General features: G+C 33.8%; 8 protein-coding genes. 2 read left to right on the forward strand and 6 right to left on the reverse strand.

Going from position 1 to position 13,571, the window contains the following annotated elements:
- The 3 genes from QZ659_RS09820 to QZ659_RS09830 all read right to left on the reverse strand — a co-directional run.
- Window positions 1–410 (reverse strand): hypothetical protein (locus tag QZ659_RS09820; RefSeq protein ID WP_291725517.1); only part of this gene is annotated, 410 nt, incomplete at its 3' end.
- A 177-nt stretch (window positions 411–587) separates the two neighbouring features.
- Window positions 588–1,466 (reverse strand): twin-arginine translocase subunit TatC, encoded by an 879-nt coding sequence (gene tatC / locus QZ659_RS09825; RefSeq protein ID WP_291725520.1) that lies wholly within the window; start codon window positions 1,464–1,466, stop codon window positions 588–590.
- Window positions 1,467–1,676: 210 nt separating this feature from the next.
- The gene (locus QZ659_RS09830; protein ID WP_291725522.1) at window positions 1,677–6,101 is read right to left on the reverse strand and encodes an MG2 domain-containing protein; all 4,425 of its coding nucleotides are present in this window, start codon (window positions 6,099–6,101) and stop codon (window positions 1,677–1,679) included.
- Window positions 6,102–6,370: 269 nt separating this feature from the next.
- On the opposite strand from QZ659_RS09830, the gene QZ659_RS09835 reads away from it, so the two are divergent.
- Window positions 6,371–9,187, forward strand: a complete 2,817-nt coding sequence (locus tag QZ659_RS09835; protein WP_291725523.1) for a T9SS type A sorting domain-containing protein — start codon at window positions 6,371–6,373, stop codon at window positions 9,185–9,187.
- A gap of 194 nt (window positions 9,188–9,381) precedes the next feature.
- Here QZ659_RS09835 and QZ659_RS09840 read toward each other — a convergent pair whose 3' ends face one another.
- Window positions 9,382–10,578, reverse strand: a complete 1,197-nt coding sequence (locus QZ659_RS09840) for an NADH-quinone oxidoreductase subunit D (RefSeq protein ID WP_291725525.1) — start codon at window positions 10,576–10,578, stop codon at window positions 9,382–9,384.
- Window positions 10,579–10,738: 160 nt separating this feature from the next.
- Between QZ659_RS09840 and hemN the strand changes: the two genes are divergently transcribed.
- Entirely contained in the window at window positions 10,739–12,106 is a 1,368-nt protein-coding gene (hemN, locus tag QZ659_RS09845) for an oxygen-independent coproporphyrinogen III oxidase (protein ID WP_291725527.1), read from the forward strand.
- Between the two features lie 62 nt (window positions 12,107–12,168).
- Here the strand turns inward: hemN and QZ659_RS09850 are convergent, their stop codons facing one another.
- Window positions 12,169–12,675 carry a dihydrofolate reductase gene (locus QZ659_RS09850; protein ID WP_291725529.1) on the reverse strand — a complete coding sequence of 169 codons (507 nt, stop codon included), beginning with the start codon at window positions 12,673–12,675 and terminating at the stop codon, window positions 12,169–12,171.
- 113 nt (window positions 12,676–12,788) lie between these two features.
- A complete protein-coding gene (locus QZ659_RS09855; RefSeq protein ID WP_291725531.1) occupies window positions 12,789–13,538 on the reverse strand; it encodes a DUF1573 domain-containing protein in 750 nt (249 codons plus the stop codon).
- Window positions 13,539–13,571: the final 33 nt, after the last annotated feature.

Raw genomic sequence — 13,571 nt, forward strand, 5'->3', positions numbered from 1 at the left:
ATGTAGGAAAAAAAAGCAACAATATTTGAAATATATGACTTTTTACTCACATCATTAGCAAGAAAAGAAGTCATCATTGCTAAAAAAAGATAGTAGTGAAAATTAGATTCCCAGCCTACAATCACAACAGAAAAAATAGCATGTAGAATTATTTCTCCTATCGAAACAGTCATCAAAATATCAGCCTCTGCTTTACCTTTATGATTTGCCATAAAAATAATAGCAAACAAAAAACAACTCGCCACATTAAAGTACGCCATTGAATATACTCCAAAAGCGATAAAAAGTATCAGAAAAACCAAATGTGCAGAAAAGCCTAATATTCCTACCATTGTAAGAATAGCAAAACTTCGATGTTTTTCAGGAGGAAGTTGTTTTGGAATACGTAAAAATGGAATAGAATCTAGCATTTATATATCTATCAGATAAAAAATAACCTCCTATTTTTTCTATTTAAAAAAATAAAACTTGTTAAGAGATGAGTTTTATGATGCATTAAACAGTCAGATTAGGATAGTTGTGGAAATAACCTATTTGTATAGATATAGTTTTAATTTATTCTAAATTATTTTAAGCAAAAAATAAAATTAAGAAACTGCATTAGTATTTTCCATTTTAGCCAGCGTCGCATTTCTTTTTCTCTGAATAGAAGCTGAAATCAAGATGCTCATTTCATACAATACCCAAATAGGAATACCGATAAGACACTGACTAATCACATCTGGAGGTGTTATGAGAGCTGAAATAAATAGGATAACCACAATAGAATGCTTACGATAGGCTTTCATAATTTCTGGTGTAACAATGCCTACTTGTGAAAGGAAAAATACTACAATCGGAAGTTGAAACATAAGTCCACATCCTAAAGTAAGCATAGTTACTGTAGTTACGTAGGAAGAAATATCGATTTCATTCAAAATAGTGGGGTCAACTTGATAATTAGAAAGGAAATTGATAGATAAGGGACTTATCAAGAAATAACCAAAAAAAATTCCGATAGCAAAAAGAAGAGATACAAAAAATGTAGCTCCACGAGCCGTTTGTTTTTCATCTTGATACAAAGCTGGAGCAACAAAACGCCAAAGTTCCCAAAAAACATAAGGAAACGCACAAATAAAACCAAAGGCAATAGAGGCTGCAATGTGCATTGTAAACTGTCCTGTCATCACTCGGTTTTGAATAATAAAAGGCAATGTATCTATACAAGTAATACTAGACATTTTGCAGAAAAACTGATAGGTCAAGAAATTAATCTTTGAAGGACCAAGTATAATCTTTCCAAAAACAATATCTTTTCCTACAAAAGCCACCACTGTAAACACTAGAATAGCAAGCACAGCACGGATAATATGCCAACGCAATTCTTCCAAATGGTCTAAAACCCCCATTTCTTTTGCATTGTTGGGAGTAGATATTTGAGATGAAGGATTTGTTTTTTCTACAATAGTTGTTTCTGGGGTATCCATTAGAAATATTTGAAAAGATAACCGTCGTTGAGACCCAAAATGCAGCCGTCAACGAGGAGAATAGTATTTTTTTGCAAATATACGTATTTAAAAAAATCCTTTTCTAATTTTAGCTTATCTTAAATGAGATTCTACTTGATAAAACAGCCTAACAAAAAAACGACTATCCATAAAAAATGAATAGTCGTTCTTATTAAATTTAACTGACTACTAATTACTGCTTACTGAAACTCCTTTTTGCCAGTCTTTAAATTCAGAAGTATAATACAAATATGCTGAAGAGGCAGCACCTTCGTATTCTCCTGCCAAATCTGCCTTCAAATCCAAATGAATAACTTTTTTCTCATTTGGCGTTAGTTGGCGATAATAAAAGACCACGCTATGCTCACGAATTTCATAAAAATCAACTTTGTTTTTTTCTATGAGTTCTTTGAGTTGCCACGGCTGTGCCGAAAGTCCACCTGGTAAGCCTACGATAGCAACCGTCATTGGTAAACCTTCATCCGTTTTGTTTTCTAAAACGGTGGTAAGCCTTACTGTCTCGCCTATTTTCACTTTGTTTGTTGCTAATGAAGTTTCTAGGTTTACGCTGCACTTGTCGCTAGATTTTGGCAAATCGGTAAACCAGTTGGCTGAAAACGTATAAGGCAAAGGCTCTTTCACATCTACATAATGGATACGAACTGTATTTTTACCAGCTTTCAAGTGCTTTTCAAGATTCTTTACTTCAATAGCTTCTTGTTGCCCTTCGCCGTAGTGCTGCGTAGCCACTTTTTTTCCATTGATATAAATTTCAATATCTCCACTTTCTGGAGTTCTTTGAGCATATTTTGCATAAGCTGTCAGAGATTTGAGAGCCAAAACAGTACTTTGCGTATTTCCAAAACCACCATAAGGCGAACGAGAACCCACCAAATATTTCACTCCATTCTGTAAAATATTCATTCGCTTTGTATCTGATTTTATCAAAGCCAAAATAGCAAGTGAAGTAGTTTCTGCTGTCAAACCTTGTCCAGTAGAGCGAGTAATGGAATGTTTTGTTCCTTCCCAAGCTCCAGCATTGTCTCCTTCTTGTTTTTGAAGTGAGATAAGCGTTTCCAGTAATTTTTCAGAACGATTATCATTCAAATTTTGAAGCGTATTTACCACCAAACCAATCAAATAAGGGTCTTCAGATTTGATTGCATTTTGGTACGCTGCTTCTGCTTCATCTTTAATATCCTTAAAACCTGCCTCTGAAAGTGAATAAGTGATATAAGCATTCGAAATATCCTCATCTGCACGTCCGAAACTATCTAAGGCTTTGGGATTTCGTTTGTAGCCTCCTTTTCCATCTTTGCGCTCCATCAGCCAGTTGGTGGTGCGTTTCATCATTTGCTCATCTACAAGGTTTCCTGTTACAGCTGTCATATCCTTAAATTCCATCAAGCCATACGCTGTCAATGCCTCGTGAGCAGGATTTGCGCCAAACCATTCATAGCCATTTTCTTTTGTTTCGAAAGAAATTAAGCGTTTGTAGCCTTTTTCTGTCAAATCTTTGGCTTTTGCTAAAGCTGCTTGTTGTTCTGCATTCAATTCTTTTTGTGTAGAGAGATAATCCAAAACCAACAAATTCGGATAAGTAGAAGATGAGGTTTGCTCAAAACAGCCATACGGTTCTCTCAAAATTGATTCAATTCCAGCCAAAAGGTCATCTAAAACGGAAGGAAAAGCCGTAAAAGTAGCTGTGCTTGTTCCCATTACTGGATTGGTAATTTCGAAAGTATAGGTTTTGTCTCCAGCTTCTCCAGAAAGAGCGATGGCAGCAGGAAAACCTTTTGAAAAGACTTCAACTTCTTGTTCAAAACGGTCTTGAACGCCACCTTGTCCAACAAACTGAACAATAAACTTACCTTTTCCAGCTTTGTTTTCAATCAAAAAATCCATATTAACCACCTTTGTTTCATTGGGTTGTAATGTGATTCGGTTTTTCCATTTGCTTTCAGAAACTGGAATCCAAGAGGAAGGGTAATCTGCCGAAACTGTTCCACTAAGTTTCTTTTCTGTATTGTTTTGAAGCATCAAAGGAATAGAGATTTTATCTCCCATAGACATATACAAAGGTAGTTTTGTATCTAAGCTAAACGGTAACTGTGTATAAAAAACACTTTCTGTTCTGCCTACGCTGCCATCAGTTGCAATTCCCTCACAAATGGCACGAAATGCTGTAATTTCATCGGAAGTATAAAACTCTACTTGTGTTTTGCCTTTTGCATCTACTTTTATATTTCCACTCCAAAAAATAGTACTTCTAAAATCAGTTCTTGAAACAGGCTCATTTTCCGTTTTTTCTTTTTTAGAATACTCTACTTTTGGAAAAACTCTAGCACGGTGATAAGTAACAGCAGGAAGATTTGGTCTGTCATCTTTTTTCTTTTTGCCATCAAAATCTCCAAATTTATCTGCTTCTAGTAAGCCATCTACAATTACTTCTTCCATAACTTCTTCTTTCTCTTGTACTTCTAATACAACAGGAGCATTTTCTACTATTTCTTCTTTTAACATTTCTTTTGGCATTTCTGAATCCATAAAATCCATAACTGCGCCTTCCATTTCCTTCTCTTCTACGGCTAATGCTCTTACAGGCATTGCTCGGTCTAATCTTGCTCCTCCTGCTTTTCTTTTTATTCTACTGTAATCAAAAAGATTAAAAGAGTAAGAGGTTGAGTACGCTGTAATGTGTTGGCTAGCACGCTTTGAACTATCCGTTACCATAATGGTAATAGGCTCATAAAGCTTATAATTTCTAAACTCAAAATAGCCTTCATTATTCGTTTTGGTAGAAATATCCTTTCCTTGAATCTCTACTTTGGCATTTTTGGCTGGTTTTCCATTTTCATTTTTTACATAGCCAGCAATGATAGCCTTTTCAGCATAATTTTTAATGTTAATAGATGGATTTTGAATTTGCTCCCACGTAAAGCGTCTCCAGCCGTGAGTAAGCATTAGTAAATCTCTTGCCTGTGCTGCTTTTTCTTCTTTTTTATCAAAGTAAAAACGAGGTTCTTCTACTTCGCCTTTGAGGTCGGCTTCCAGTAAAAGATGCGAAAGAATATGGCTAGATTTGTCGTCTGCAAAAGAAAGCAATTTGTCATCTACCACAGAAAGCGACAAATTGGCTGGCATCGGAATTCCTCTATGGTCTGTAACTTTAATATCTAAAGTAACTTTCTGACGAGGCTGATATTCTTCTTTGTCAGATTTTATAGAAACGTTGAGTTGTTTGTCTGTGTTGAGAAATACTAGACGTTCTGCTCTTTCTATTTTTCTTGCATCAAAAAGCGTAAAATTTGCCACTCCGATAGGCATTTCACCTGTTGGAAGGTTGATACTATTTTTACCTTTTTTGACAGAAATTTTCTTAGAAAAAATAATTTCTCCTCTCATTTTGCCTACCAAAAATACCTCTTCCATTAGTGGTGAGTAAATAGAAAATTTAAGGTTAGAAGTGTCATATACTTTTTCTTTTTCTGATTTGGAAACAGGAAAGTCTATCTGCAATCCATAGCCTACTTCTACAATTTCAGGAAGGTTGTAAACTTTTTCTACGCCTTTCGGAGTTGTAATTTTAGCTGTGTAGGTTTCGTTTTCTTTTGCCTCCAACTCAAAACTGCCCATTCCTTTATGAAAGGATGAAAAATCACCTACTTCTTTTCCTTTAGAATTTAAAATAACTCCCTGTACATCGGCTGGCTTTCCAAACTCATCTTTACACCAAAAAGCAATATTTGATTTTGTTCCTGCTAAAATATCACCACCTTCTGGAAAAAACTGTAAATCAAAAACAGTATTGGCAAGTGGAATAGAACGAGAAATAGATTCGGTCTGCCCGTTGTGGGAAAGCATTACATTCAAAAGTCCGTCGGCTGTGTCTAGTTTTTTTGGAAGTTGAAAAGAAATCGTTGTTTTGCCTTCGCTATCTGTTTTGGCTTTTGATTTAGAGATAACCTCTCCCTTCAGACTCACTACAAAATCTACATCTTTTTCTGTGAGAGGCTGATTAGTAAGGCTTTGCAAATCCAAATCTGCCTTTACTTCATCTCCTGCTCCATAGCCTTTTTTCTGAAAATCTAATTTCATTTTTAGACGAGGCAAAACGACTTTCTGAACTGTTATTTCTTTCTCAAAAATAAGTGGATTTCCCTTTTGATGATTAGTGTTTTCTGCTAAAAAGTTTTCTTGCCATTTTGTATAGGCTTTGATTTTATAGATTCCTCCTGCTGCATTCTCACCCAAATCAAACTCACCAGAAGCTGTACCGTCTTCTAAAATGAGTTGTAATTTCTTGGCTGTATTCCCTTTTGGGTCTATAAATTCTACGTGCAGAATATCACTTCTCTTGGAAGGTTCTAATGTTGTCTCATCTTGAACGTAGGCTTGAAACCAAACCGTTTCAGAAGGTTTGTAAAAAGGTTTATCTAAATGTAAATAGACTCTTTCAGAAGAATATTTTTCTTGAAAAGTAGTATTAGTTTGAACAAGTTTTTTGAGCCAGTCGTCGCCATTTTTAGAACGAAAACCCCAAAGTGTAACTGCGCCTGCTGTGAGTGCTGCGCCTGCCAGTAAGTGCCACATACGAAAAAATTTGAGTTGCATAATTAAAAATTTTATGATAGGTAAATTAAGAATTTTTTATAAAAAATTGTTGAAATAGGTATATCATTTTTTGAGAATAGATGCCAAACAAGAGAACATTCCACAAAAAATATTTAAAATCATGGTGTTTTTGAGTAAGTAGCCTTGAGAAAAAAAGAAAACTATTTTTTGTTTTACTGAGCTTAATAGGTTTTAAAATCTGTAAATAAATGAAAATAGGCAACTATGTAAATTTATCTATACCCTTTAAATGATTTAACACCTTAGTTATGCAAACTTCAAAACACACTATTAAACACAAACAATTTCCTTTATTGGTTAAGAGAATCATCCTTTCTATGACTTTCTTTATCTTTTTTTTGACTCATAGCTGGGCTGGGAACACATACACTGTAACCAACCTAAATGATACTGGACAAGGTTCACTAAGAGGATGTCTAGTGATTTCTAATTTTGTAGCAGGAATAGATACTATAAAATTTGCTGTATCTGGTAATATTACTCTCTATTCAGATATTCTTATTACAGAAGGAGTGTTTATAGACGGAACATCAGCACCTTTCTACTCTTCCAGCCCTAGAGTTACATTAAATTCATATAGAGGAAGTATTTTAAAGGCACAGAATCTATCTGATCTAACTATTCAAGGACTTCGAATCCAAAACAATTACCCCAATCAACCAACGAATGGAATTGAACTAAATAATTGTAGTACTGTTCTGATACAGAAAAATATTATAAGAAATACAAAAAACGGCATTATAGGAAATAATATTATTGATATTCAGATAAAGGATAATGATTTGAGAAATACAGGGTTAGAGTTTTATGACTTGTCTGCTGCTATTTCCCTTACTAAAGTCAATAAAAATAGACTACAAGGCGGAGTGTATATTTCTGGAAACACTTTTGGAATGCTAGGTAACCCAAGCGTAAAGCCTGTGCGTCTGTTGTATTTAGAAGATGCAAAGGATATTTCTCTCCAAACAAATGCTGGTAATATCAACATTACTAATGGAATGAATGTTGAAAAACCAATTTGTCTAAAAAACATAGAAAATATTACTGCACGTTATTTGAATCTCAGTGCTTCGGACATTCCAAGAAGTGCTGATGATTCACGTTCTTGTGGTATCTATATTGAAGATAGTAAAAACATCACACTTCAATACATGACTATTCGCAAACGTCATAATGGAATCATAGCAAGAAATTGTACAGATATCCGTATTCAAAGCATAGATTTGAGAGATACAGGGTTTGATTTTGGACACCTTGCCGTAGGAGGTTCAGCTATCACATTAGATAATGTAGAGAGTCAAAATCTGCTTGGGGGAATATTTATTACCAACAATCAATATGGAGACTTAATGCATGATGTAAAAAATATTTTTAGAATAAAGGGGGCAAAAGATATTAACATAAACGATAGATATCGTTTCAATCAAACTAATATTTTGCTCAACAGAGGAGGCTTAGGAGTAGAAAATCCATTTATTTTAGAAGATATAGATAATTTGTCTATTCAAAACATAGATGTTACTTCTGATTATACGGGTGATTTTGAGGGAATTGCTTTTGATATTAAAAAATGTAGAAAGGTAGATATTTTTAATACTATCGCAAGAAAAAGGCTAACTGCTGTTGAAGGAATAGATGTTACCGATATTAGCATTGAAGGAAATGACTTTAGGGATACAGGAATTGGTTTCTTTAGAGGAGGTTATGCCATCAAGTTAGATGGACTTTTTTCTAATTCTTTATTAGGAGGTATTTTTATGTATGATAATCAGTTTGGAAGTTATCAGCTTACTCCACTTTCAATATTAAGTATAAAAAATGCTCAAGACATTTTTATTTCAGATAGAAAAATAGATAATCCCAATATTTATCTAAACAATAGTGGACTTGATGTAGAATATCCTTTATTTTTTGATAAAATAGAAAACTTATCAATAAAAAGAATAGATTTAACAAGTGCGAAAAATAATGGAGTTGCTATTGAGATTCGTAATTCACAAAATGTTAATATAGAAAGCATAACAGCTAGAAAAAGAGGAATTGCTATTAATGGAGATTACCTTTCCAACACAACTATTGTAGGAAATGATTTTATAGATAGTGGATTTATGAGTAGAGATGAAGGCGTTTCATCTGCTATTACCTTGTTTTCTGTAGAGGAAGAGCTTTTCATATATGAAAATAGATTTGGAAAAGATGTTTTGAATCCACAGAGTATTTTGAGTATAAACATAGCTAATGAAATACACATTTCAGGTAGTAGAAGCCAAAACAAAGGAAATATAATTTTGAATGATACTGGATTAAATCTTGATTATCCTATTCGACTACAATCAATAGAAAGATTGCATATTCAAGGTCTAAATTTAATGGCTAACAATAGTGTTGATTCTAAAGGAATGCAAATAAGAAGTTCTCAAGGTATATATATAAATGAAAATCATATCAACGGATGGGAAAATGGTATAGAACTAACTCAAAATAAAGGCATTGAAATAGAATGCAATAACTTTGTTGGTAATCAAACAGCAATAAAATTAATAGATACAGAAGCTCATATTACCAAAAATAACTTCAAGAATTTGAATTATGCCATTGATGCTGTTGCTGGAGCAGCTTATGCAGAAGAAAACTATTGGGGAGCTGCTGACGGTTCAAGAAATAACGGAGGCTCTGGAGATATCTATGTTGGAAATGTAGATGAAGGAAGATTTTATTTGAAAGAGCGTAGTAAATGTGCAGGCGAGCCAGTGTTCAAAAGTAAAAAAGCCAATACACTATCAAATGACAATAAAGTAAGTGAGATAGATAAAGAGAAAAACTTTACATTATCTATTTATCCCAATCCTACTTATAATGTTTTAAACATTAAACTTGAACCTTCTAAAAACAATTTACCTATATCTGTAAAGGTATTTGATGTTTTGGGCAAGGAAATTTACTCGTTGGAAAATATAGAGAAATCAGAGTGTAAAATAGATTTGAGTAACCAAAATGCAGGAGTTTACTTTATACAGATTGCGACTAAGGAAAGAATATTTTCACAAAAGGTAATAAAACAATAATTGTAGGACTTTCGCAAAGTTATTTCCTAACTAAAATATTGTTTCGTTTCTTCATAGGGTTGGGTTTGCTTTTGCAAAAGTTCTAAATTGCAGAAATACAAAACGCTTAAAGATTTTATAATGTGTCTTTAAGCGTTTTGTGTTGTAAACAGTCAGATACTAATATCTATTAAAGAATATACTTTTTTGAAAAATTATCTATCCACTTCTCCCAAATTAATATCTAGTGAACCTACAATGGCTATCAAATCGGAAAGCAGAGTATTTTGAGCTAAATAAGGCAATACAGAAAGGTTACAAAACGAGGGCGCACGTACTTTCAGACGAAAAGGAATATCTCCCTTCTTGTATTTTGGATTTTGTCTAAAGAAAAAGCCAAGTTCGCCTTTTGGACTTTCGCCTCTAAAATAAAAATCCGTTTTGGGTGGTTTTATGCGCTTCGGAACAAGTCCTTGAGGGTCAAAATCTCTTGTTCTTTTATGTTCTTTAGTTAGTTTTTCTAGTGCCTGCTCCATAATTTTGACTGACTCTCTACATTCTTGGAAGCGTACAAAATTTCTATCCCAACAATCGCCTGTTGTTCCTACTTGTCCCTCTCCTATCGGAATATCAAATTCTATTTCATCATACACAGAATAATTATCTACTTTTCTCAAATCCCACTTTAGCCCAGAACCTCTTAGCATTGGCCCTGTAACGCCATAATTTACAGCCGTTTGCAAAGGTAAAACGCCAACATTTGCTGTTCTCTCCACAAAAATTTTGTTATTGATGAGTAACTTTTTAAGTTCGTCTAACTTTGGCTTTAGGTGATTGATATATTCCCTACATTTTCCTTCAAAATCTAACGGCAAATCATAATATAAACCTCCAATCCAAATATAATTATAGAGAAGTCTTGCGCCACTTACCCACTCTAAAAGCCGTAACATAAACTCACGTTCTTTCATGAGCCATAAAAAAGGCGTAGTTGCTCCCAAATCTACAGCATACGTTCCGATTGCTACAAAATGAGAAGCAATACGATTGAGTTCTGCTACTAAAACACGAATATACTCTACTCGTTTGGGTATTTTTTCTGTGATTCCTAACATCTTTTCTACTCCAAGCGCATAAATGTGTTCGGAGTTCATAGAAGCTACATAATCCATTCTGTCTATATAGGGAATGATTTGGGCATAATTTAGACTTTCAGCATGTTTTTCAAAACAGCGATGCAAATAACCAATGTGAGGAACAACTTCTCTAATCATTTCGCCATCTGAAATTACCTCCAAACGCAAAACACCATGCATAGAAGGGTGCTGAGGTCCTAAGTTGAAGAGCATTTCTTCACTTTTTAAGTTTTCAGAAGTATATTTTGTAGGTTCAGATTGTTGGAGAAACGACATGTTTTGGATAATGAATTATTCAGTTAATAAAATAGCTTCTTTATTGGGACTTTTGCAAAAGTAAATGTTTTTTCCTAACAAAAATCATTTTTTAGAGCTAAAAAGTAACCGTTCTTTGTAAATATAAATTATCTATCAACCAAGATTTACACATAGAAAGATGAATAATTTGCTTCAAAAATACAATGTTGCTAGTCCTCGTTACACAAGTTACCCAACTGTTCCGTATTGGGAAAATAAAAACCATAGTTTAGAAAATTGGCAAAATTCACTTAAAAATGCTTTTTGGACAAGTGGAAAAGAGGTAAGTATTTATATTCATCTGCCCTATTGTGAGAGTTTGTGTACCTATTGTGGCTGCACAACACGCATTACGACAAATCATAATGTAGAAGAACCTTATATCGATTTGATAGAAAAAGAATGGAATCTATATCTCAAAACACTTCCACAAAAACCTATTTTGAGAGAAGTACACTTAGGAGGAGGAACACCTACTTTTTTCTCTCCTAAAAATCTTTCTCGCTTGATTTCTATTTTTAAAACTACCTGTGATATTCCAAAGGAAACAGAATGGGGGTTTGAAGGACATCCTAATAATACAACAAAAGAACATCTCAAAACACTAAAAGCATTAGGTTTTAATCGTGTGAGTTTTGGTATTCAAGATTTTGATGAGAATGTTCAGAAAATTATAAATAGAGTTCAGCCCTATCAGAAGGTAGTAGAATGTGTAGAAAATGCTAGAGAGCTGGGTTTTGAATCTATTAATTTTGATTTAGTCTATGGATTGCCATTGCAAAATGCAGAAACAATACAAGATACTTTACAAAAAACATTAGAGCTTCGTCCTTCTCGTTTGGCATTTTATGGGTATGCACATATTCCTTGGCTCAAACCTTCTCAAAAAAAATTAGAGGCTTTCTTGCCTTCTGCTGATGAAAAGGCAAATTTGTATAAAATAGGTAAAGAAATTTTGACAAAACAAGGCTACATAGATATAGGAATGGATCATTTTGCACTTCCTACAGATTCACTTTTGAAGGCTGCTAAAGATGGTAGTTTGCATCGAAATTTTATGGGATATACTACTCAATCCACAAGTTTAGCGATTGGTTTGGGCGTGAGTGCGATTAGTGATACTTGGACAGCTTTCAACCAAAACGAAAAAAATCTAAAAACCTACAAAGAAAAAATTGAGAAAGGAGAGTTTCCATTTTTGAGAGGACACCATCTAACAAAGGAAGATTTACTTGTTAGGAAACATATTTTAGATTTGATGTGTAGGTACGAAACTTCTTGGAATGAGGAAGAATTTTATGAATTTGGGCTAGGAATTAATTTTGACCTTTTAGAATCTCTACGACAAGATAAATTGGTAGAATGGACAGGAAATCATTTAAAAATTACAGAACAAGGAAAGCCTTTTGTTCGCAATGTTTGTATGGCTTTTGATGTTAGGCTTTGGAATGCTAAAGCAACAGCAAATCAAACAGAAAATAAGCCTATGTTTAGTAAAATAGCCTAACTTAAATAGTTGAAATGCAATACAAGCTATTTTTACTTGTATTGCATTTCTTAATAAAACTTTTAAAGTTTCCTCTCATACAACACAAAACTATAATCGTAATCATTTTTTTCTCCTGCTGAAAAGCTATCTTTTCTGATAATACTCCATTCTGATTCATCAAAATCTGGAAAAAATGTATCGCCTTCGATAATTGCATCAATTTCTGTGATATACATGTGCGTAACTAAATTTTTCTCTAAGGCTTGTTTGTATATTTCGCCTCCTCCAATGATGAAAAGCTCGGTTTCATTGTTTTCTTTTGCTTTTTGAATACCGTCTTCTAATGTACTGATGGTTTGGTCGTCTTCATATTTTGGGGTATAATCTGATTTTCTAGTCAGAATAAGAGCAGGACGTTCTACTAATTGTACGTTGAAAGATTGATATGTTTTTCGCCCTACCAATACGTGATGTCCTAGGGTAGTTTGCTTAAAAAAACGCATATCTGAAGGCATTTTCCAAGGCAATGAATTTTCTGAACCAATGACACCATTTTTTGAACGTGCTGTTATGATACTAATTTTCATGAAAAGTTGTTTCTTTTTAGTTAGTTGAACTGATAGCTATTTATTGAAATATAAAAACCTTATTTGAAATAAATCAAATAAGGTTTTTAAGGTTTTTATAAAAATGAATTTTCTTAGAAACCAGAATTTTCGTTACGAAGAACGCTGCTAGAACCTTCTACAACTGTTCCTGTAAGTTTGATAGTGGTCTTGCCTTGAGAACGACTGTTTGTATAGATTACGATGTCGCTATCAAAAGCTCCTTCTTGAGTAGGTGTAATTACAATTTCTAATTCTTTTGTTTCTCCAGCATTTGCACTTGCTCTTCCTGCAAGTTTCACACAGTTACAAGAGCTTGTAAGATTGTGGATTTGTAATGGCTTTTTGCCTTCATTTGTAAATGAAATTTTATAAGTAACAGCTTCACCTTTTTTGATTTTGCCTAAAGCTATAGCATTACGCTCTATTGCCATTTTTGGGTCATTAGCAGGGTCGCTTACTACATTTCCACGAATTTTCAATACTTTTGTTGCCTCAGAAGCATTAGAAGTAATTGTGATAGTTTTGTTGAATGCACCTGGACGACCAGCACTGTTATAACTTACTTGAATTTCTCCACTCTGACCAGGCAATACAGGCTCACGAGTCCAGCTTGGCGTAGTACAACCACAAGAAGCACGTACATTGCTCATAATAATTGGTTGGTTACCCGTATTTTTGAATACAAATGTTTTTTCTGCTTTGTTGCCTTCTTCGACAGTTCCAAAGTCAAAAGATTCGATTTCAAACTGAAAAACACCTTGTGCGAATGAGCTTGATGATAAAAATAAAAATAAGCAAAGACTAAACGCCAATGATGCAAAAGAGTATTTTGTGATTTTCATTAGTATTATTTTTTAATGATAAGAATTGATACA

It is taken from the genome of Bernardetia sp. (assembly GCF_020630935.1).
GTDB lineage: Bacteria > Bacteroidota > Bacteroidia > Cytophagales > Bernardetiaceae > Bernardetia.